19 protein-coding genes are annotated in these 21,847 nt (G+C 60.6%); 6 read left to right on the top strand and 13 right to left on the bottom strand.

The window, feature by feature from the left end; genetic code table 11:
• Positions 1-181 precede the first annotated feature (181 nt).
• Positions 182-1,414: a dicarboxylate/amino acid:cation symporter gene (locus AA0535_RS03785; protein ID WP_264814559.1), complete on the top strand. Its 1,233-nt coding sequence runs from the start codon at positions 182-184 to the stop codon at positions 1,412-1,414.
• A gap of 18 nt (positions 1,415-1,432) precedes the next feature.
• Here the strand turns inward: AA0535_RS03785 and AA0535_RS03790 are convergent, their stop codons facing one another.
• On the bottom strand, positions 1,433-2,842 hold the full coding sequence (locus AA0535_RS03790) for an amino acid permease (protein WP_264814560.1): 1,410 nt from the start codon (positions 2,840-2,842) through the stop codon (positions 1,433-1,435).
• Between the two features lie 472 nt (positions 2,843-3,314).
• Here AA0535_RS03790 and AA0535_RS03795 point away from each other — a divergent pair, with 472 nt between their 5' ends.
• Complete coding sequence (locus AA0535_RS03795; protein ID WP_264814561.1) at positions 3,315-4,937, top strand: dihydroxyacetone kinase subunit DhaK; 1,623 nt, start codon at positions 3,315-3,317, stop codon at positions 4,935-4,937.
• Between the two features lie 124 nt (positions 4,938-5,061).
• Here the strand turns inward: AA0535_RS03795 and AA0535_RS03800 are convergent, their stop codons facing one another.
• On the bottom strand, positions 5,062-5,913 hold the full coding sequence (locus tag AA0535_RS03800) for a GntR family transcriptional regulator (RefSeq protein ID WP_264814562.1): 852 nt from the start codon (positions 5,911-5,913) through the stop codon (positions 5,062-5,064).
• Between the two features lie 151 nt (positions 5,914-6,064).
• Positions 6,065-7,063, bottom strand: a complete 999-nt coding sequence (locus AA0535_RS03805) for an alcohol dehydrogenase catalytic domain-containing protein (protein ID WP_264814563.1) — start codon at positions 7,061-7,063, stop codon at positions 6,065-6,067.
• Positions 7,064-7,361: 298 nt separating this feature from the next.
• Here AA0535_RS03805 and AA0535_RS03810 point away from each other — a divergent pair, with 298 nt between their 5' ends.
• Complete coding sequence (locus AA0535_RS03810; protein WP_264814564.1) at positions 7,362-8,144, top strand: class I fructose-bisphosphate aldolase; 783 nt, start codon at positions 7,362-7,364, stop codon at positions 8,142-8,144.
• A 149-nt stretch (positions 8,145-8,293) separates the two neighbouring features.
• Complete coding sequence (locus AA0535_RS03815; protein ID WP_264814565.1) at positions 8,294-9,619, top strand: FGGY family carbohydrate kinase; 1,326 nt, start codon at positions 8,294-8,296, stop codon at positions 9,617-9,619.
• Positions 9,620-9,629: 10 nt separating this feature from the next.
• Here the strand turns inward: AA0535_RS03815 and AA0535_RS03820 are convergent, their stop codons facing one another.
• The 3 genes from AA0535_RS03820 to pstS all read right to left on the bottom strand — a co-directional run bounded on the left by AA0535_RS03820 (position 9,630) and on the right by pstS (position 12,137).
• Complete coding sequence (locus AA0535_RS03820; RefSeq protein WP_264814566.1) at positions 9,630-10,469, bottom strand: fructosamine kinase family protein; 840 nt, start codon at positions 10,467-10,469, stop codon at positions 9,630-9,632.
• The gene (locus tag AA0535_RS03825) at positions 10,469-10,936 is read right to left on the bottom strand and encodes a low molecular weight protein-tyrosine-phosphatase (protein WP_264814567.1); all 468 of its coding nucleotides are present in this window, start codon (positions 10,934-10,936) and stop codon (positions 10,469-10,471) included. Before AA0535_RS03825 ends, AA0535_RS03820 begins: the two co-directional genes overlap by 1 nt.
• A 208-nt stretch (positions 10,937-11,144) precedes the next feature.
• Entirely contained in the window at positions 11,145-12,137 is a 993-nt protein-coding gene (gene pstS / locus AA0535_RS03830) for a phosphate ABC transporter substrate-binding protein PstS (RefSeq protein WP_264814568.1), read from the bottom strand.
• A 107-nt stretch (positions 12,138-12,244) separates the two neighbouring features.
• Here pstS and AA0535_RS03835 point away from each other — a divergent pair, with 107 nt between their 5' ends.
• Positions 12,245-12,616 carry a DUF4870 family protein gene (locus AA0535_RS03835; protein ID WP_264814569.1) on the top strand — a complete coding sequence of 124 codons (372 nt, stop codon included), beginning with the start codon at positions 12,245-12,247 and terminating at the stop codon, positions 12,614-12,616.
• Between the two features lie 174 nt (positions 12,617-12,790).
• Here AA0535_RS03835 and AA0535_RS03840 read toward each other — a convergent pair whose 3' ends face one another.
• The 7 genes from AA0535_RS03840 to AA0535_RS03870 form a co-directional block, all read right to left on the bottom strand.
• Positions 12,791-13,780, bottom strand: a complete 990-nt coding sequence (locus AA0535_RS03840) for a sensor histidine kinase (protein WP_264814570.1) — start codon at positions 13,778-13,780, stop codon at positions 12,791-12,793.
• 168 nt (positions 13,781-13,948) lie between these two features.
• Complete coding sequence (gene phoB, locus AA0535_RS03845) at positions 13,949-14,644, bottom strand: phosphate regulon transcriptional regulator PhoB (protein WP_264814571.1); 696 nt, start codon at positions 14,642-14,644, stop codon at positions 13,949-13,951.
• A complete protein-coding gene (gene phoU, locus AA0535_RS03850) occupies positions 14,641-15,357 on the bottom strand; it encodes a phosphate signaling complex protein PhoU (protein WP_264814572.1) in 717 nt (238 codons plus the stop codon). The genes phoB and phoU overlap by 4 nt, the downstream gene beginning before the upstream one ends.
• 31 nt (positions 15,358-15,388) lie before the next feature.
• A complete protein-coding gene (pstB, locus tag AA0535_RS03855; RefSeq protein ID WP_264814573.1) occupies positions 15,389-16,210 on the bottom strand; it encodes a phosphate ABC transporter ATP-binding protein PstB in 822 nt (273 codons plus the stop codon).
• 19 nt (positions 16,211-16,229) lie between these two features.
• Positions 16,230-17,099, bottom strand: coding sequence for a phosphate ABC transporter permease PstA (pstA, locus tag AA0535_RS03860; RefSeq protein ID WP_127100538.1), 870 nt, complete (start codon positions 17,097-17,099; stop codon positions 16,230-16,232).
• The gene (gene pstC / locus AA0535_RS03865; RefSeq protein ID WP_264814574.1) at positions 17,096-18,070 is read right to left on the bottom strand and encodes a phosphate ABC transporter permease subunit PstC; all 975 of its coding nucleotides are present in this window, start codon (positions 18,068-18,070) and stop codon (positions 17,096-17,098) included. The genes pstA and pstC overlap by 4 nt, the downstream gene beginning before the upstream one ends.
• A gap of 137 nt (positions 18,071-18,207) precedes the next feature.
• Positions 18,208-19,146, bottom strand: coding sequence for a glycosyltransferase family 2 protein (locus AA0535_RS03870; protein ID WP_264814575.1), 939 nt, complete (start codon positions 19,144-19,146; stop codon positions 18,208-18,210).
• A gap of 150 nt (positions 19,147-19,296) precedes the next feature.
• On the opposite strand from AA0535_RS03870, the gene AA0535_RS03875 reads away from it, so the two are divergent.
• On the top strand, positions 19,297-21,801 hold the full coding sequence (locus AA0535_RS03875; protein WP_264814576.1) for a glycosyltransferase family 2 protein: 2,505 nt from the start codon (positions 19,297-19,299) through the stop codon (positions 21,799-21,801).
• Positions 21,802-21,847 lie beyond the last annotated feature (46 nt).

Here is a 21,847-nt window from a genome sequence, read left to right on the forward strand (position 1 = left end):
AACACCATATGGATTGAGAGCCTCCGCCACAACGCGGGATTCTCGTTTACGGGGGCTCTTCGCATATCGACCGCGCAGCGGCATGTCCCCTGCCCTGCCGAAATTTGATATCACAATGGCTTATGGCCTAGACCCAAGCCCTGAGCCGGATCCTGGAGCATTGAGAATGAAGCGAATGAGCATGACCACCCTTATTGTCATCGCGATGCTGGCGGGCATTGCGGTGGGTGGCGCCGCTCACACACTGATTGTCGATACAGTACAGCAACAGCATTTTGCCCATTACGTCTTGATCGGCTCGACCATCTTCCTGCGCTTGATCAAGATGATCATCGCTCCCCTCGTCTTTTCAACGCTCGTTGTCGGGATCGGCCACATGTCCGATGCCGCCTCGGTAGGGCGTGTGGGTGCCAAGGCCATGATCTGGTTTGTGGGGGCTTCGCTCTTCTCGCTCACCCTGGGCATGGTTCTGGTCAATCTGTTCGGACCTGGTGTCGGCATGCATCGCCTGCACGGCCTGACCACCTCGCCCATTCCCACAGATGGCATGTCGCTCGACGGCTTCGTGAACCATATCGTTCCTGACTCGGTATTCCGGGCCATGACCGATAACGAGATCCTTCAGATCGTCGTGTTCTCCGTGTTTTTCGGCGTGGCCTGCGCCTCGATGCCGGAAAAGGCGCGCGTGGTCATGGAATGGACCGAGAGCCTCTCCCAGATCATCCTGAAAGTCACAGGCTATGTGATGATGCTGGCGCCAGTCGCCGTTTTCTGCGCCATGGCTGCCACTATCACGACGAACGGACTGCGTGTTCTCATTAATTACGGCAAGTTCATGGGAGAGTTCTACCTCGCCATGGCCCTGCTCTGGTGCGCCCTGATCGCCGCAGCTTTCGTCATCCTGGGGCGCCCGGCGCGGCGCCTGATCTCCCTCATGCGCGAGCCCTTCCTGCTCGCTTTCTCAACGGCGAGCTCCGAGGCTGCCTACCCGCTGATGCTGGATCAGCTTTCGCGCTTCCCCATTTCAAGGCGTATTTCCTCATTCGTGCTTCCGCTGGGCTATTCGTTCAATCTGGACGGGACGATGATGTATTGTACTTTCGCCAGCATCTTCATTGCCCAGGCCTATGATATCAGCCTGCCCTGGAGCACGCAGATCATCATGCTGCTCACGCTCATGCTCACCAGCAAGGGCGTCGCGGGTATTCCACGCGCATCTCTGGTGGTGATTGCCGCAACCCTCAGCCAGTTCAAGCTGCCGGAGGAAGGTGTGCTTCTGATTCTCGGAATCGATACGTTTCTCGACATGGGCCGTTCGGCCACGAATGTCGTAGGCAATTCTCTGGCCACGGCTGTGGTGGCCAAATGGGAAGGCCAGCTTCCCGAAACCCATGCCCAGCCCGTAAAAGGCTGAGCACGGCGCAGCCGTATTTCAGGCGTTCCTGCTGCGGCTCAGGGCAATAAGCCCCCAGCCCCCTGCCAGGATCAGGGCGATAAACGGAATGGCGATGACCGTATAGGTGCCTTCCGGATAATCGAGCGCCATCATGACGACCACAAAACCCAGAAAGCCGAGCGTGAGCCATGAGGTATAGGGTGCACCAGGCATGCGGAACCCGGCACTTTCGGCTTCACCACGATCGACAAGCTGGCGCAGGCGTATCTGGCAGACGAGAATGAAGCTCCACGTGCTGATAATACCTAGAGCCGCGACATTGAGTACGATCTCGAACACGCGTGCCGGGATAAGATAATTGAGTCCGACGCCCACGAGATAAACCGCAACTGTCGTGAGGATTCCCACATAGGGGACAGACTGACGGTTCATCTTGGCCAGTGCCCTCGGAGCCGAACCGCCCATGGCGAGGGCACGCAAAATGCGGCCGGTGGAATAAAGGCCTGAGTTAAGGCTCGACAGGGCGGCGGTGAGAACAACGATGTTCATCACCGTATCGACATGGGGAACGCCAAGGGCCTGAAAGAAGGTCACGAACGGGCTGACGCCCTTATGATAGGCAGTCCAGGGCAGTAGGCAGACCAGCAGGATTACGGAACCGACGTAGAACAGGCCGATACGCCAGATCACGCTGTTGATCGCACGGGGGATGATTTCACGAGGATTGGCGCATTCACCCGCTGCCGTCCCGACTAGCTCAATGGCGGAATAGGCGAAAACCACGCCCTGCATCAGAAACAGAGCGGGCATGATGCCGTGAGGGAAGATGCCGCCATTTTCCGAAATCAAATGAAATCCGGGCACTGTACCGCCAACCGGCATCTTGAGCCCCAGCACAACACAGCCGAAGACAAGGAACAGGGCAAGCGCAATGACCTTGATGAGCGAGAACCAGAATTCGAGCTCGCCGAAATAGCGGACCCCGATCATGTTCATCGTCCCGACGATGCCGAGAGCCACGAGGGCAAACACCCACTGCGGCACATGGTCGAACGTGCCCCAGAAATGCATGTAGAGTGCGACCGCAGTGATATCGACGATTCCGGTCATGGCCCAGTTGAGAAAGGACAGCCACCCGGCAGCATAAGCCGCCTTTTCGCCAAGAAACTCACGCGCATAGGAAACGAAGCTACCCGCACTCGGGCGATACATCACGAGCTCACCGAGCGCGCGAAGGATGAGAAAGCAGAAAATGCCGCATACGAGGTAATCGATCGCAAGCGATGGGCCTGCTTGTTGCAGCCTCGTTCCCGCGCCGAGGAAAAGCCCCGTCCCGATCGCGCCGCCAATGGCGATCATCTGGACCTGACGGCGCCCCAGATCCTTGTGATATCCCTCATCGACCTGTGGGGGCGGATGATGCGGTGACTTGGATGGAATGTCCAAAACTCTGTAATCCTGACCTTGTTGACGAGAATTCTTGTATAATCGTAACGAAATCCCTGACCGCTGCCAATCGTTTACATGAGCACCTTGCTCGAAAGCGGCCTTCCTGAGAGCACGGCACCCGGCCCTTTGTGTCAAGCATCAACGCCCTGTCAGGAGAGATGCCTCACAGGTCAGAGCAAGGTCCCGTCACGGCTTCGCGCGCAGGAAATGAGGGCTTTCCTCTCCGCCCGAGCTTACCCTGCTCATGGCGGAACCGGCGCAGGTCGGAGGCCGAACGAGCGTGGCAGGGCCGGTATGGTCGCGCGCGCGGGGAAGGACCATAGCGCTCAGCCATTCGGCTCATCGTCACATCAATGTGTCTTTCATCACATGAAAATGTCATGTCCGTCACGCGTCGGGCTCTCTAGCGTGCTCGCCCTGAGCAAGACCACCGATCCCGAGCGGCGGTGAAACGATGCGGAGACAGCCGATGAAACGTTTCTTCAATCAGCGCGAAACCATTGTCAGCGAGAGCCTTGAGGGATTGCTTCGCTCCCCTGCCGGCGCGTCGCTGTGCCGTCTGGAGGGTGATGACGATATCCATGTCGTCCTGCGGCGCGACTGGACCAAGGATCAGGTCGCTCTGCTGTCGGGCGGTGGTTCGGGCCATGAGCCGGCCCATGCAGGATTCGTTGGAAAAGGAATGCTGACGGGCGCCATATGCGGACAGCTTTTCGCATCACCGGGCGTCGACGCCATTCTTGCTGCCATACGCGCGGTGACGGGCGAGGCAGGCTGCCTCCTGATCGTCAAGAATTACACCGGCGACCGTCTGAATTTCGGGATTGCCGCCGAGCAGGCCAAGGCGCTGGGGCTCAGGGTCGACCTCGTGATCGTGGGTGACGATATCGCCCTTGGCCGGACGGACCGGGCGCGCGGTATCGCCGGCACCGTTCTGGTCCACAAGATCGCAGGAGCCGCGGCAGAGGCCGGTCGCACGCTGGACGAAGTGGCTGCTCTTGCCCGCAAGGCCGCGGCTTCGCTCGGCTCCATCGGTCTCGCCCTCAGCGACTGCAATGTGTTCACCCGCGATCAGAAACCGCGTCTGGGCGACAACGAGGCCGAGCTTGGGCTCGGTATTCACGGTGAAGCCGGTGTGGAACGCATTCCCATGGCCGGTCTGGACGCGCTGATGGCCGTCACGGCAGACAAGCTTGAGGCTGCAATGCCCGGCAAGGGTTCGCTGGTCGTCCTGCTCAATATGCTCGGCAGTGTTCCCCCTATCGAAGCCTACGCTTTGCTCGACGGATTCTCACGCACGGGACTGGCTGCCCGCACACGATGGATCATTGGCCCTGCTCCGGTCATGACCGCGCTCGACATGAACGGGTTCTCCCTCACAGTGCTTCCCGACGATCCTGACTTCATCGAGGCGCTGAGCGCACAGGCCGCGCCTCATGCATGGCCCGGCATGGCAGCTTTCGGCGCGGTTGCGACCATCCCCTCGCCTGATCTGCCTGCGACATTCATCGAACCCCCTTCGGACGATACCCTGTTGCGCCGTCTCATCCAGAGCGGAGCAGACGCGCTGATCGGTCACGAGGCTGCCTTGAACGCCCTCGATGCGAAATGCGGTGATGGCGATGCAGGATCGACCTTCGCAGAGGCCGCGCGGCAGGTGCTGCGCTCTCTGGATGCTCTACCCCTTGCCGCTCCGCAGGCTCTGCTCGCCACGCTGGGTCGTCTGATGGCGCGCCACAGTGGCGGGTCGAGCGGCGTTCTGCTCTCTATCCTGATGACGACCGCCGGGCATGAGCCCGACTGGCGCAAGGGATTGCAGGAGGGCGCCTCGCGCATGCAGGCTTATGGCGGGGCTAAGCCAGGCGACCGGACCATGCTCGATGCGCTGCTCCCTGCGATTGCCGCTTTGCAGGCCGGTCAGAGCCTGGCGCAGGCCACCCAGGCAGCGCGTGCGGGCGCCGATGCCACGCGCCATATGAAGGCCCGGGCCGGACGCGCCTCCTATATCCCCGCAGACCAGCTTGCCGACATTCCCGATCCCGGCGCAGAGGCTATAGCGATCCTCTTCGAGGCACTCAGCGCCTCGGTCTGATCAGATCCCCGCAAAGCCCGGTTTCGATCCTCGTGAAACCGGGCAAGCGAGGCAACACCTGCGAGAGGCGTGCTTTCGGCCAGCGAGAGCATCGACCCCGGGCGCCATGTCTCCGGTCTCTCGCTCAGATCGCACTGACATCGACTTCCAGAGGGATCAGATCGCTCCTGACCCACGCCTCATACACATCGAAACGCTTTCCATCGCGCCTCCAGGACACGGAACGCACGCGCAAGAGCGGTGAGCCGGTCCGGACATCCAGTCTTGAGGCGATGTTACGCGGGGCGGAAACGGCCACGATGGAGCGATGCGCGCCTTGCAGCGCATAACCTGATTCGCCCAGCAGGGCACTGAGAGAAGAGCGTCCTTGCAAGACAGCATCCCCCTGTTCGAGCACGCCGATGACGTCGGGCGGGCTGTAGTTGATGCTGTAGAGCGCAGGGATGCCGCGCAGGGCGCGCACGCGCACCAGTTCGAACCCCTCACTTCCTTCAGGGATCTCGAGCAACCCGCAGATCATCTCGCTCAGTATGGCGCGTCCCGAGTGCAGCACGCGCGTCGTCACATCGAGATGCCCGTGACCGAGCGCGGTCTCCAGAAACCCTTGACGCCCCTGGATCATCCAGCCCTGGACCATACCCCCCGGCGCGACGAAGGCCCCTCTGCCGGCGATACGCTGCACCACGCCTCGCGCTTCGAGCGTCTGCAATGTCTGCCGGACCGTGGCACGTGACAGGTCGAATCGTGTGCACAACTCGCTCTCGCTGGGCAGGCGTTCTCCCGGCCCGTACAAACCCTCGTGAACACCTGCCTCAAGATGAGCCGCAAGTTGCGCGTAGTAAGGTTCGGCCGCCATCCGGTCGATCTCGAATGCCGGAAGGGAACGCGGTTGAGCCCGGGCAGGAACAGCCGCCTCCTCGGCAAAGGACCTGGTCTCAGATTTCTTTCGGGCGGGGTGGCGAGCGGTAGTTTTCATGACGGGGCGCAGCGTCCTTCTGTCTCATCGGCATCGTTCGCCCCGGATAGCATGAATGGCAACCCTGCCTCGAGCCGCTCAGCCCTTGTCCCGTTGCGTCGCGAGGGTCAGCCAGAAAATCCCCATGCACGCGCCGGGGCGGCTCGTTGCCTCAGTCCTGCATGCAGCGAATCATGACCTTGCGCGCCGCCTCAGACCGCGCAAGAGCGAACCCGGTCCTTGCATCCTCGAGATCCACCACATGGCTGACAAGTCTCGTCCCGAGATCGCCCATCTCGGCCATGATCCCGATCGCTCGTCCGTAGGATCCTGCGAGAGATTGTGACCCTATCAGGGTCAGCTCACGCTTGAAGAGATCATAGGGCCTGAGAGCAATACTGGCCTCCGGTGCACAAACCCCCATCTGCACCAGGGTGCCACGCGGGGCGAGGCGCGTCAGGGCGTCGGCCACGGCTGACGGATGCCCACTGGCCTCGATCACGACATGCACATCCTCGCATCGCTCGTACGTCCCGGGGGCATAAGCCGAATCGGCGCCCATTTCGATAGCGGCCCGGCGACGCGTCTCGCTCGGCTCAATGACCTCGATGCACGCAGCCTTTCGGTGCCGCACGAGAGCGATCGCAAGGAGTCCGATACTCCCTGCCCCATAGACAAGCACATGCCTGGCCTCGAGTGAGGGGGCGCGTTCCAATGCGTGTACCACACAGGCCATTGGCTCGATCAGGGCGCCTGAACGTGCATCGAGACTTTCGGGCAGGGCATGCACGATCTTTTCCGGGACCGCGACGTATTCGGCAAACGCGCCATCTATCGTGACGCCGACCGGGATCAGATTGAGGCACAGATTCGGCGCATCATCCCTGCACATCGGACAATGCCCGCAGGCAATATTCGGATCCACGCAAACCCTCTCGCCTTTCGCGAAGCGTGTCACCCCTGCGCCGGTCGCCACAACCTTCCCGGAGAATTCATGCCCCCCAATGCGGGGGAAGCGCCCCAGAGGATATTCACCATCCAGCAAATGAAGATCCGTCCCGCAGATGCCCACCAGTTCCGGGACAATGAGAACAGTGTCTGCATCCAGCGCGGGGATCGCCCGCTCCTCGAGAGTGATCCCGCCTTTTCCATCGAATATGACTGCGCGCATGACGATTCTTTCCGTGTAGAAACTCTGCCCGCTTCGCATGAAGCCGGGGCAGGTCTCATAGCAGGATCGTCTCTTCCGCTCATATTGTCCGTACAGTATGGACGATCAGGCTTTTGTGATTATCTCTGAAACATCTGTTCTTCAGAGACTTAGGAGCGTATCGGCCCTCCCTCTCCACGCTGGAGGCGAACAGAGAGTTGACGACAAGCCTCGAAGCGCGCCTCGGTGTTGTACGTACAGACCGTACAGTTTTAACAACGGGCATCACGCCACCGCGGTCCTAACGGGAGTTTTTCTCATGTCCATGACCTACCGCCTGCGTCGCACCTTACCGAGCAACCGTGCCGCCATCATCATGCCTGTCGATCATGGCCTGATTTTCGACCGTATCGAAGGCCTCGAGACGCCTTCCTCGCCTTTCGCCCGCTGGGCAGGACGCGGGGTGACAGGCTTCATGCTCACCCCAGGTCAGGTCCGACAGACCGAAGGCTTCTTCGCAGCGCATCCCGAACTCACACGTGTCCTCACGATCGACACCTATTATGATTATCGGCAGCTCGATGGCGGCGGCTCCCATGACCTGATCACCTCGGTCGAAGACGCTGTGCGAATGGGGGTAGATGCGGTCAAGATGCTGTTCCCGTGGAACATGTCCAACAAGGAGCGCGTGGCCATCTGCCATCGCGCAGGCAAGGTGATCTCGGCCTGCGATCGCTGGGATATTCCGCTCGTTCTCGAACCGGTCCTGATCGGCGCTCCACGCACCGAGGAAGTGATCATCGAGGAAGAGAAGATCGCCCGCATCGCCTATGATCTGGGCGCACATGTCATCAAGATCGCCTTCCCCGGCGAGGCCCGTACGAAGCGCCTCGTCGAGGAGCTCCAGGTTCCACTGGTCATTGCCGGAGGTCCTTTGGCGGGTGGCCCTGCAGAAACCCTCGATGCAGTTGCCCAGACGATACGGTCGGGCGCACGCGGCGTGATTGTCGGCCGCAATATCTGGCAACGCGACGAGAAAACGGCCCGCGATCTGCTCAATCAACTTGATGAGCTCTCCTGCTCGGTCCGCTTCCAGGACTGACCGCCGCGCGATAGCCTGTGAAAATCCGGAGTGGGAACTGGCACAGGTTCGCTACCTGTCAGGGATCTCGGGCCCGACAGGGAACGCTGACAGGCCCCTCCCACCCGGGTGGGCATCAAAAGACCCGAGTGTCGTGAATAGGGCTCATCATGGGTTTCGATCGTGTAGCCGCCGGGCTCGATATCGGCAGCACCAATCTCAAGGCCATCATCATTTCCCCTGAAGGTCGCGTGGTCGGTCGTGCAGCCGTGCCGACGCCCAGACGGCTGGAAGATCGCATGATCGATGCGACGTTTCTATTGCACGAAGCTTCCAAATTGCTGCGCTCCCTCTGCAGCGACCGATACCGCATTGCCGCAATCGCCACGGCAGGGATCGGCGAAGACGGCATGCTGGTAGACTCATCCCTGGCCCCCCTGAGCCCTGCCCTTCCCTGGTTCGATCCGCAACGTCACGCCCTGTACGCCGCTTTCGCGGCAGACCTCCCCACCGGCAACGCCACAGGCATCGTCCCTGATCCGTTCCGCACCCTGGGAGGCTGGTACTGGTCGGCGCGCCAGTCAGGTCATGAACAGGCGCAAACCTGGCTCGCCATATCTGACTACCCCTCGGCGTTCTGGTCGAGTCAGGCATTCATGAGCGACACCCTGGCGTCCCGCACCGCCGCTTACCTGCCACGCACAGGCAATTGGGTTCCAGAATCAGTAGCGGCAACGCTTGGCAACCCGGCGCTTCTCCCTCAGGTCAGGCGCACCGGCTCGATCATCGGACCGGTCATACAGGCCGGTTCGGGCGAATCGCCTTTTTCTGACGACGCTGTTGCCGTGGTAGGGGGGCATGATCATCCGATCGGCGGATGGGGGATCAACCAGATCACCCCCGGTGCCATTCTCGACTCCATGGGAACGGCCGAGGTGATCGTGACGCAGGCGCCTGCCTATCCGGATCCGTTCCCCCAAGATCTCGACATCGCGCCGGGCATCCTTTCCTCAGGGGCGACGCTGATCCGTGTGGAGGAGCTGGCCCGTAATCTCGCCTGGGCATCATCAGATGAGATCTTGGCTGACGCAATCAGGGCCCTTTTCGCCGGCACGGTACAGCCCGACTCCTTTCTCGACAGTTCGTGTTTCACCCCCGGATCCCATGGCGGACATGACCCGCGATTTTCCGCGGATGCGCCGTCATCTCCTCTTTCACGCGCCTCGGCGGTCGTTGGCGCCCTGGCACGGATCGGCGCCGATTCTGTGGACTATCTTGGAGCAATGACCCAAGGCGACAGAGCTCTCTATATCTCCGGTGGCTGGTCCCGTGCGCCGGGCTGGGTTGCCATCAAGCAGCGTTTCAGCAAGCGGCCATTTCGGGTTGTCAGGGAGCCTGAGCTCACCGCTGCCAGCGCGGCGCTTCTGGCAGCGCGCGCTATTGGCTGGGCTCCTTCGGCTTCCGATCTTCTGATGCCAAACTCCGATAGCGCCTGAATACCGTCCCCTATATCTCCAGAGCATCGAGCGTCATTTCGACCATCCCGCGATAGGTTTCGCCGAAAAGCCGGTAATGCACGAGGGCGGGCCAGAGGCGATAGACGTTGATCGTCGTCTCATAATCCGACGGGAGCGGACCGTAGGCCTGCCAGAATGACACGGGAGGTGTGGAGAAGAGCGTCAGTATTGCAAAATCGGCGCTCGCATCGCCAATCGTGCAGGCAGGGTCGATCAGAACCGCCTGCGTTGCCCCTTCGTCGGAACGTGTCGCGATGAAATTCCCCGTCCACAGATCACCATGCAGCAGTACAGGCCGGGGCGTCGCCGGCAGGAAGCGCTCGAGACGATGCGCCAGATGCGCGACACGGGGGGCGAGTTCTCTCGGAAGAAAGTCCAGGCAGGGGAGCAACCGGCTGTCCCGCCAGAAAACACGCCAATCCTCTGCCCAGCCATTGGGGATTGGCATGGAGCCGAACGCATAATCCTCATCCCAGCCATATCGTGGGGCTCTGCTTCTGGCGTGAAGCGTCTTCAGGGTTTCACCCAGAGCGATCCATCCAGCGTCAGGGCTCTGCGCCGTTTGCGCTGAAAGGGGCGGTATGTAGCCCAGCACCAGCATGTCGCCTTTTGCGGCCAGCAACGGAGGCACACTCGCACCGGTTTGCTGGATGGCTCGCAGCATGGCGGCCTCACTCTCGGCGCGCCCCCCGAGCTTGACCACCACGTCCTGCCCGGACTCGAAACGCAACCGCCACAGGCTTGAAAGATCACCACCGCCGAGCGCCATTGCCTCGAAGGGCGAAGTTTCGCCGATCAGAAGCGCAGCTTCGTCGAGGCGGGCAGCCATCAGGAATCGAGCGTGAAGCTGGCCAGATGGGCGCAGCCGAGGGCAATCTCCTGCCACGCCGTCTCGAAATCGATATCCTTGCCGTAAAACGGATCGGATATCTCCTCGCCCCGGCGTTCCGGCACATAATCGAGGAGGAGGCGTATGCGCTCCTGTTCGGCCTGTGGCGCAAGGCGGCGCAGGGCCCTCATATGCCCCCCATCCAGCGCGATAATGTGGTCGAAGCGGCTGAAGTCGTCTTCCTGAACCTGACGCGCCACATAGGTGTCGATATCCAGCCCGTGGCGTTTAGCCACGCGCCGCGCTCTCACATCAGGCGCTTCCCCCACATGCCAGACCCCTGTTGCGGCAGAGTCGATGTCGAGGGTCAGACCGCGCTTGGCGGCCTCGGCGCGCATTGCAGCTTCAGCCAGAGGGGAGCGGCAGATATTACCCGTGCAGACGAAAAGGAAGGAAGGCAAAGGCATAGGCTCTATCCCGCGCAGTCTTTGTTTTGTCCAACGCCGGAACATACGCCCCGGCTCATGGAAGAAAAACCAGAATAGAGAGCCCCGCGCAGTTGGAAATGCTGTACCCTATCAAGACTTTGCTACTTCTCGCGTCGGGAACTTTTCACCTTGATGGAGAAACGCATCTGGCAGCTAAGGGCAGACGCGTTGCTCCCTCAGGGAGCTATCAATGAGACCAGACTGAAAGACATTCCTCACGCACCGCTTCCGGCACGGGGATGTAATCGAGGCGTTTTGCCTCCTGCACGCCTTCTCTCATCCCTATTTCGAAAAAGCGTTTGACTTCGGGGCGGGTCTTTTCGGGGATGATGGCGTACGTAGCGCTCATGATAGGCCACGCATTGGCGCCAGCGCTGTCCAGCAGATCAACCACGTGGTTCTCGGCATGTTGCCAGTCTGCCTGCGCGGCGGTGGCGGCAAAGCTGTTCGGGCTGGCCGCGATATAGGCACCATCATGGCTTTTGAGTTGCGCCATGGGGATGTGATTGTGACTGGCATAGGCATATTCGACATAACCGATACCACCGATTGTCTCGTGTACGCTGGCAGCGACGCCATCATTACCCCGTGCGCCTGCTCCCTCGGTCCAGGCTACCGAGGTTCCCGCACCGATCTTCGCTTTCCATTCCGGCGAGACATGGGACAGATAGGACGTGAACACGAAGCTGGTGCCGGAAGCATCTGCGCGGTGAATGGGCGCCACATCGGCATCCGGCAATCTGATCCCGGGGTTCTGGGCCTGAATGCGTGGGTCGTTCCATTCCGTGATACGCCCGTCATAAAGCGCCGCCAGTGTCGGCCCGTCGAGATGCAACGCCCCCGGCGGCACATCGGGAACGTTGACGATCACCACGATAGCCCCAAGCGCAGTCGGAAACTGGACGAGCTTGTGTTCTGCCAGAAGCGCCCTAGAAGCGGGTTTGTCGGAAGCTCCGAAATCGACCGTACCCGCCACGACCTGATTGAGCCCGGCTCCTGAGCCGACACTTTGGTAATTGACGCTGATTCCGGCCTTGTCACGCGCGAGCGTGCCCCAGCTTTCGTAAAGCGGGGCTGCAAAGCTGGAACCGGCTCCCGTTACGCTCTGCGCCTGCGCGCAGGAGAGGGAGAGCGAGGCAGCGAGACCCAGGAGCAGCACAGGGCGCGGAATCGAAATCATGGCACCGATCATTTTTCTTTATCGACATGGACCTGCATCGGGATATCCTGCCCGACGCGACCCGACCTGAATTCTAGCACAGCACAGTAAAAGGACTGAAATCGCCCATGCAATCCGGTTTCACACAGGCCTGGCCGACCTCTCCGCGCGCTGAGCGTTCACGGCGCTGGGCATGGATCGTCCATATCCTGTTCATTGCCTCATTCTTCTGCGGCATCACCAGTATTCCCGGTGTGATCGTGGCCTATATGAAGCGCGGTGAAGCGCAGGGCACGATCTATGAGAGCCATTTCATCTATGCCATCCGCACGTTCTGGCTGGGCCTGCTGGGGGCGATCATCGGCGGCGTGCTCTGCTTTATAATGATCGGCTATGTGCTACTGGGCCTGCTGTTCATCTGGTGGCTGGTGCGGGTCATACGTCCTATAGTCGCCTTGGTAGACGAAGCCCCGATGCGCAATCCCCGTGGCTGGTTCTGAACGCTTCCTCCTAGTCGAAGAGAGCCCTACCCCGCCCGAGGGTGAGGAACGAAGCGTCTTTTAGATGATACTCCGGCGGGAAAATTTTCATCCCCGATCCTGACAATTCAGGACACCGGACATAGCCTGCGGGTGGCGGCGCTTCATGCCTGCCGGCGTGACTACAGACGGTCGCTAGCTCGCTTTCGGAAGCCAGATCCGACAGGTCATCCCCCTGCCGGGCGCGCTTTCAATACGCAGGCGGCCCCCATGTCGGTCGACAATGTGCTTCACGATGGCCAATCCCAGCCCCGTCCCCGACTGGGAAGCCGTCGCGCGCCCTTCCACGCGATAGAACCGCTCTGTCAGGCGGGGCACATGCTGACTATCGACACCGCGCCCGTTATCGGACACCGAGATTTCCACACCCTTGCCGTTATCGGCAACGATACCAACCCGTATCTCGATATCCGGACCACCATATTTCAGGGCATTTTCGACCAGATTGAGCAGGACCTGGACGATCTGATCTTCGTCCGCGGGGAAAAACAGATCCTCATCGGTGGGCATGAGGACAAGACGCGCTTCGGATGATCGAATGAGGATCTGGCTGTCTTCGAGCAGACGATCCATCAGATCCTGTGCCGCGACCATGTCATGAGGGCGCATATGCTCCAGGCGCTGAACCCGTGACAGATAGAGCAGACGCTCGATCAGGCGCTCCATACGCGCAGCCTGCGCCGCCATGATAGCGAGAAACTGCTGCTGGGCCGCAGGATCATCGGCGGCAGGCCCTTGGAGCGTCTCGATAAACCCAATCAAAGAGGCCAGAGGGGTACGCAGTTCATGACTCGCATAGGCCACGAAATCGGCGCGCATGCGGTCCACGACCTCGAATTCCGAGCAATCTTCCAGGACGGCCAGAACGCCCTCATGCCACCCGATGGCGCTTGCAAAGCGTTCAGGCCACTGGCGGAACGTCACCTGAACGATACGCCGCACCGGCACATCCAGCTCCACACGGGTCACGACACCAGTTTCGGGCGTCAGTGTAGAAAGCACCGACTGCACAGCCGGGTGGCGGATGACAGCCCCCAGCGCGTCGCCGAATATCGAATGCGCCACACGGTTGGCATGGAAAATACGCCCGCCGCTATCGAGCAGGACCGCCGGTATCGGCAGCAACTCGCAAAACGCGGGCGCGGCCGGCGATTCATGCGGTCTCGGCGCGGCGGGCAGAACCGAATGCCGATCGAGGCGCGTCCTGCCAAGCCAGTATCGCCACGAGATGAACCACCCGACCAGGGAGAGACAAAGAAGGGTGGCGAGAAAGAAAGTCAGAGGCGCGTTTCCTCAGGCCTGATCGTCAAGCGCATAACCGGCAGAACGGACAGTCCGCACGTAATCCAGTTCGTCGTCCAGATTGAGTGCCCGACGCAGACGGCGGATATGCACATCGATCGTGCGCAGCTCGACATGGACATTCGAACCCCAGACCTTCTGAAGCAGATCCTCACGCGAAAAAACACGTCTCGGATGCCGCATCAGAAACTCGAGCAGCCGGAATTCGGTCGGACCGAGTGTCAGGGCCCGCCCATTGCGCTCGGCGCGGTGGGTTTGCAAATCGAGCTGAAGATCGGCGAAGTTCAGGATGTTCTGCTTGACCGGCTGGGTGCGGCGCAGCAGGGCGCGCAGCCGGGCATCGAGCGCCTCGATACTGCAGGGCTTGGCGATATAGTCATCGGCCCCGCTATCGAGCCCACGAATGCTGTCCTGCTCATCGGCGCGCGCCGTCAGCATCAGAACCGGCAGATCATGCAGGGACGACGTTCCCCTGATGCGCCTGCACAGATCGATGCCCGACATGCCCGGAAGCATCCAGTCGAGCACAATCGCGTCGGGGCGGGCGCGGGAGATGAACTCCCAGGCCTGCTCGGCTTCGGGAAAGGCCGAGACGTCATAACCGAGCTTGTCGAGGTTATAACGGATCATCAGCTGCAGGGAGGGATCGTCCTCGACAACGACTATCTTCACCAGCGAACCACTCATCGTGAGACCACATCATCCCCTGCGGCCAGACCGCCGCGCGGACGCACCGCAGGCAGGTTCTCGCCTGTCACAGCGTAATAGACGCGCTCTGCGATGTTGGTCGTGTGATCGCCGATGCGCTCGAAATTCTTGGCGATGAACAGGAGATGGGTGCACGGGCTGATGTTGCGCGGGTCTTCCATCATATAGGTCACGAGCTCACGGAACATGGCCGTGTAATACTCATCGACCTCGCGATCGGCCTGCCAGACTTCGGTCGCACGATCGGCATCCTGCTGTGTCACGGCATCGATCACGCGGCGCAGATTTTCCTGCACCAGGCGCCCCATGCTGCGCAGACCGGAAAGCGAGATCTGACGATCTACCAGGTCAAAACGCTGGCTGCGCCGGGCAATGGACGCCGCATAATCGCCGATACGCTCCAGATCGCCTGTGATCTTGAGCGCCGCCACGATTTCGCGCAGATCGCCCGCCATGGGGCTGCGCAAGGCAAGAAGACGGATGGCCAGCGCCTCGACATCGCGTTCCAGCAGATCGACCTGCGGGTCCTGTGCCGGTGCAGCCTGCGCGGCATCCTCGTCATGTTCGGTCACTGCGGCGACCGCCTGGGCTACCTGACTTTCGACGATCCCGCCCATACGCGCCATCATGGCGCGCATACGGTCGAGTTCCTGCTCGTAGCTCTTGACGGTGTGGAGGCTGTCCGCTGGCATGATAACTTGTCCCTACCCGCTTGGGGAAAACTTAACCGAAACGCCCGGTGATGTAATCCTGAGTCTGCTTCTGACGCGGATTGGTAAACATCCGGTCAGCGCTATCCATTTCGATCAGGGAGCCGAGATAGAAAAACGCTACCTGATCCGCGCAGCGCGCTGCCTGCTGCATGTTATGCGTCACGATCGCGATGGTGAAATCCTGCTTGAGCTCGTCCAGCAGTTCCTCGATGCGCGCTGTCGAGATCGGATCGAGAGCCGAGGTTGGCTCATCGAGCAGGAGCACTTCCGGCTTGGTCGCGATGCTGCGCGCAATGCACAGACGCTGCTGCTGACCGCCAGACATGCCCGCAGCGGGCTCCTTGAGGCGATCGCGCACTTCCTTCCAGAGTGCCACACGGGTCAGCACGTCCTCGACACGGGCATCCATCTCGGCGCGCGACAGCTTTTCATGCAGGCGCACACCGAAAGCGATGTTATCGTAGATCGACATGGGGAATGGCGTGGGCTTCTGGAACACCATGCCGATGCGCGAGCGCAGCATGTTCAGGTCGAGGGCAGGATCGAGGATATCGGCGCCATCGAACAACACCGACCCCGTCGCCCGTTGACCCGGATAGAGGTCGTACATGCGGTTGAAAATGCGCAGCAGGGTGGATTTGCCACAGCCCGAGGGGCCGATCATGGCCGTCACGTTCTGCTTGCGGAAATCCATGCTGATGGATTTCAGGGCCTGCTTCTCGCCATAATAGAAATCGAGTTCACGCACCGCCAGCGCGGCCTCTGGCGTGGCTGCGTGTACCGCCCCCTGGGCCTGCGATGCGGTGGAGAAATCCTGCAGGGCTTCGCTCATGAGCGTGTCGTCCTCTTGCTTATGACTGTTTGCTGCGGAAGCCGAACCGCACGATGATATTGATACCGAGAACGCCCAACGTGACCAGCAAGGCGCCGGTCCAGGCCAGACGCACCCAGTCATCATAGGAGGCGCCTGCATATTGATAGATGGCGATAGGCAGGCTTGCCATGGGTTTGTCGAGGCTGAACGACCAGTTCTGGTTCCCGAGCGAGGTGAACAGCAAGGGTGCCGTCTCACCACTCACGCGCGCCAGGGCGAGGAGAATACCGGTGAGCACCCCCGGCGCTGCCGAACGCAGGCACAGGAACAACACGACGCGCCAATGGGCTGCCCCGAGTGCCGAACCCGCCTCGCGCATCGCAACAGGCACCAGACGCAGCATATCCTCAGTGGTCCGCACGATAATGGGGACGGCCAGAATGGCGAGGGCCACCGAACCGGCGAAGCCGGAGAAGTGCCCGAAAGGCGCCACCAGAACCAGATAGACAAAAAGACCGATCAGAATGGAGGGTGCCGAAAGCAGCACGTCCGAGACGAAACGCACGGCGGTCGCAAATTTCGATCCGGTCCCGAATTCAGAAAGATAGATACCGCAGCCCAGTCCGACCGGAGTGGCGATCAGAAGGGCGACGGCAGTCTGGATCAGGCTGCCCAGAATGGCGTTGGCCAGACCACCATTGCTGCCAGGCGGCCCCATGGGGTGCAGCAACGCAGCGAGCGACAGCCCTGCAAGCCCGTTCCAGAGCAATGTCCAGAGAATTGAGGCGAGCGCGAGGACCAGGATAGCCGTAGCCGTCAGGCTCATCCCGGTCGCAAGGCGGTCCATCAAGAGGCGCTGCGTGGCGCGCGGGTCCTTGCGCCACCCCTGTCCCATCGACTTGCTCATGCGCGTTTCTCCCTCAGCAGCCAGCGCGCAATGGCAAGGGTCGTAAAGGATAGCAGCATGAGTATGAAGCCCAGAGCCAGCAGGGAGGACAGCTTGAGGCTGCCAGCGGCACTCTCGGGGAATTCCAGCGCCACAAGCGAGGCCACCGTGTTGCGCGGCGCAAAAAGCGACCAGCCGATGGTATTGGCATTACCGATCACGAAGGTGACCGCCATGGTCTCGCCCAGGGCACGGCCCATGCCCAGCACCACACCGCCAATCATACCAGCGCGCGACCAGGGCACGATTACGCGACGCATGACCTCCCAGCGCGTCGCACCCAGCCCATAGGCACTTTCCTTGAGCATGGGCGGCATGACGGCAAACACGTCACGCATGACGGCTGTGACGAAGGGCGTGATCATGACGGCCAGGACGAGACCGCCCGTGAGCAGGCCGTATCCGAAGGGTGCGCCGTGAACGAGCCAGCGTATGCCGGGCACATGGCCGAAATGATGCCGGAAAAAGGGCTGAACATGCTGCGCCATGAACGGCACAACCACGAAAAAGCCCCACATACCGAAAATGATGGAAGGCACGGCGGCCAGAAGCTGCACAGCTGTCCCCACCACTCCGGCCACCATGGGCGGTGCGATATTGGTCAGCCAGAAAGCTGCCCCGAAGGCGAGCGGCACACCAATGGCGATGGCAATCAGCGTCGAGCCGATCGTGCCGAACACAGGTGCCAGAGCGCCATATTCGTTTGTGACTGGGTTCCAGACATTGCTGAACACGAAACCCGGGCCGAACGCACCGAAGGCCTTGCTGCCCCCGAACGCCATGGTCAGAACCAGACCGCCCAGCGATACCAGGACGAGTAGCGCACACGCGCCCACGAGCAGACGGAACAGCCGGTCTCCCTTCCAGAAGGGGGTTTTGCGGGCTTCCTGGATCGGTGCAGGCTGGGTCCGCGAAGCGGCAGCGCTAGTCATACGGTCGTTGCGTCCTGGCTCAAACAAGGAGGGGTCAGGGTGGAAAGGCACTCTGTGCCAGCTTGTCGTGTAGCTTTCCGGAACGAACGAGACAACAAGCCTTGCCGTCGGGAAGCTGTGAATATTTCATGACATCCTCAGAATACCCGGCCCTCGCTCCAGCCGTGAAGCAGATAATGCATGAGCGGCCCGGGTGGCCAGTTTTTCACGTCGTGATGCGCGGCCTCATAAGATCTGGCCGACCAGTCACGCATACCGCGGTGATCCTGAAGCAGAACCTTGCCGTGCTCGACATCTCCCGGGAGCGCCGAGGGTGTTGCGGCCCACGGCACATGTAACCGAAGCAGCGCATCATAACGCGAGAGATAATGGGCTTCATCTTCCAGCAGAAGATCGACAAGATGCCGCCCCGGCAGATTGGGGATGGACGCATAGCGCAGCAGGGCCGCCCGATCGGTTGGGTCCAGCAGGGAGTTGTCCAGCTTTCGGCGGGCCCTCTCCCTCATTTCCGTGAAATCGTGATTGTGCCAGTGCAGATAGGCGAAGCGCGTCAGAGCGTGACCGGGGGCCAGTCTTGAGCACGGATTATGCTGGCCATTATCGATCACGGCCACGCTATTTGCCGGCAGGCAGCCTTTGACAAATTCGGGATCGACGGCAAACCATCCGGGCCGCGAGGGCATGTTGAACAGGGAAACACCAATACGAAGGGCTCGTTTCTCGTCCCGATGGGCTGCAAATTCCTGCATGATGCGCGCCCGGTGCGTCGATAGTCCCTCATCATCGACAACCACCAGAAATTCGTCGCAATCCACCGGAAGGGCGAAATCATAGTCGCCATCCTTGTCCCAGGCCCGGATCTGCTCGGCAAAATGCAGCCCCTTCGCATGGAAATCGCCCGGATCGTTACGGTCATAGCGCACGGTCGCGCCGCAGCGTCGCGCATGCGCAAGGAGGTGAAGGGTCAGGGGATCGCGCGAGCCATTATCGAAAACGGTCAGGTTCGGAAAACCGAACAGCCTGCCGTAATAAGAGAGCCACGCCATGAGCATGGCCCCCTCATCGCGCTGCATCATCACAACGCGTATTCTCGGAGCAAATATAATAAAATATCTCCTTGCCATGCAGATACAGGCATTCGCCTAGCCATCCACGCAGAACTGCGGCATTGCTGACAGTAACGATCCACGCACGATTTCAGATGTGACCGGCAAGAGATACAGATCATGAAAACCGCCCGTACCAACAGCCCTTTTCTTGCTCATTGCGACGGGCTCAAGAAGGATGTCCTGACCGGGTGGGCCGTAAACAGACTGGATCCTGCAACCCCTGTCAGACTTCATCTCCTGATAGACGGGCAGGAAATCGCCCAGATACTGGCCGACACGCCGAGACAGGATGTGCAGAACGCCCTCAAGACCCCTCATGACCGACTGGGCTTCCAGTTTCCCGTTCCTGTCCGGTTCATGGATGGGAAGCCGCATGAACTGTCGATCCGTCTCCCTGACAGATCGACATTACCCATACAGAACGATTCTGTACCAGTTAAATCATCTCAGTCTCTTGTTTTTACCATAGAACTACGCCCCGAATACACGAGCTGCGTCGACGGCATCAAGCAAGGCGCTCTCAAGGGCTGGATCCTTCAGAGGCTTCCGGGGGAAACCGAGTGGCGCGGCGACTGTGTCGTGTCCGTATCGGCCAATAATGTCCTGATCGCCCAGACGCGCGCCGACCGTTATCGCGGTGACGTGGCCGCAGCTGTCGGATGCAATCCGAACTGCGGATTTGAGGTCCCGATACCCCAAAGGTTTCGTGGCTCATCACCGCGCAGCTTTTCGGTCAGGGTCATGCCCGAGGGTGAGGAACTCATGGGTAGCCCCTTCACGAGTTCGATTGCGGATGATGCACTCGAGACGCGTCTGCTCGATATTGCCGAGACCATCGACCGGCTCCACCGGGAACTGACGACACTGCGCACAGAGATCCGCAGCGCCATCCCGCAGGCGGGCTATAATCTGGGCAATTACGACCGCTGGGCCGCACTCTACTACCCTGCCCTGCGCGAACGGACTGCCCTGCAGCGTGTCACGGCGCCGCTCACCGATGAGCCGCTGATCAGCATTCTCTGCCCCACCTACAAGCCATTGAGAGCGGATTACGTCACCGCCATTGAATCCGTCCTGAAGCAGAGTTATCGCAACTGGGAGCTGATCCTGATCGATGACGGTATGGTCAGCGCGGAAACGACGGCCCTCATGGCCGAGTATGCCGCACGTGACCCGCGTATCGTCATTCTGCCCCTCGAGAAAAATCTGGGTATTTCCGGCGCGACCAATGCCGGAATGGATGCTGCCCGAGGCGCCTATACGGTCTTCTTCGACCATGATGACATGATGGTCGACGTGGCGCTGGAGATCATGCTGCGCAAGGCGCAGGAAAGCGGTGCGCTTCTGATCTATTCCGACGAGGACAAGATAGACCTTGCCAATAACTGGCAAGCGCCCAACTTCAAGCCGGATTTCAATTATCGCTATCTGCTGGGCTGCAATTACGTCTGCCACCTCACAATGGTCGAAACCGCGACAATGCGGGCTATCGGGCCGCTCCGTGCGGAATATGATGGGGCACAGGACCATGATTTCATTCTGCGCGCCTGCGAGATCATGCCCCATGACAGGATCGCCCATGTACAGGAATTGCTCTATCATTGGCGCATGACGCCCAACTCTACCGCAGTGACGGTAGGCAACAAGAATTATGCCATCGCGGCAGGCGTCAGGGCGGTCAATGATCATCTCGTGCGTCGGGGGTTCAAGCCCGACGTCTCGTCCATCAATGGCCTCACGCTCTATCGCGTCGACTGGCGTCTGACACAGAGCCCGAGTGTCACGATCATCATTCCGTTCAAGGATCAGAGCGACATCACGCGCCGATGCCTCGAGACCCTGCTCGAGCGCACCGACTATCCCGATTTCGAGGTCGTTCTGATCGATAACTGGTCGGTGCAACCTGCCACTCAGGCTTTCATGACTGAGTTCGGCAAGAAGCCGAATGTGCGCTTCATGACGATCGAAGAGCCCTTCAACTACTCCAGACTCAACAACCTGGCTGCCCGGACATGCCGTTCGGATTATCTCGTCTTCATGAATAATGACGTCTTTGTCGAAAAATCCGACTGGTTGCGTCTGATGATGAACGAGGCCCTCGCGGGTGACAGGGTTGCGGCAGTGGGGGCGCGACTCCTCTACCCCAATGAAACGATCCAGCATGCAGGAGTGGTGGTTGGCCCCGCAGGCGTCGGTGCCCATGCGCATCGCGGCTGCGGCCCGGAGGATTACGGGTATATCGGGCGCATTCTGCTCAGCCATGAAGTCACGGCCGTCACGGCGGCCTGTATGCTCGTCGAGCGCGAGGTGTTCGACGCTATCGGCGGCTTCGACGAAACCCATCTCAGGATCGCCTATAACGACGTGGATCTTTGTCTCAAGATCAGGGCGGAGGGCTATCGCATCGTCTATTGCGCGGAGGCCATGGCATGGCACCATGAAAGCCTCACACGCGGATCGGACGATGTGCCCGAGCACGAAGCGCGCTTCTTCGAAGAGGGGCAGACCATGCAGAAACGATGGGCTGGGCACCCGCTCTACGAACGCGACCCGGCCTATCCGCGCTTCTTCACCGTAGACTTGCAGCCATTCTTCGATCTGGTCGACCCGCTGAAAACCTGATTTGTCAGCGGGTCTTTTCTGGAATGCAGTAAAAAGGGGGCCGAGG

This window comes from Asaia krungthepensis NRIC 0535, from assembly GCF_025995175.1.
Lineage (GTDB): Bacteria > Pseudomonadota > Alphaproteobacteria > Acetobacterales > Acetobacteraceae > Asaia > Asaia krungthepensis.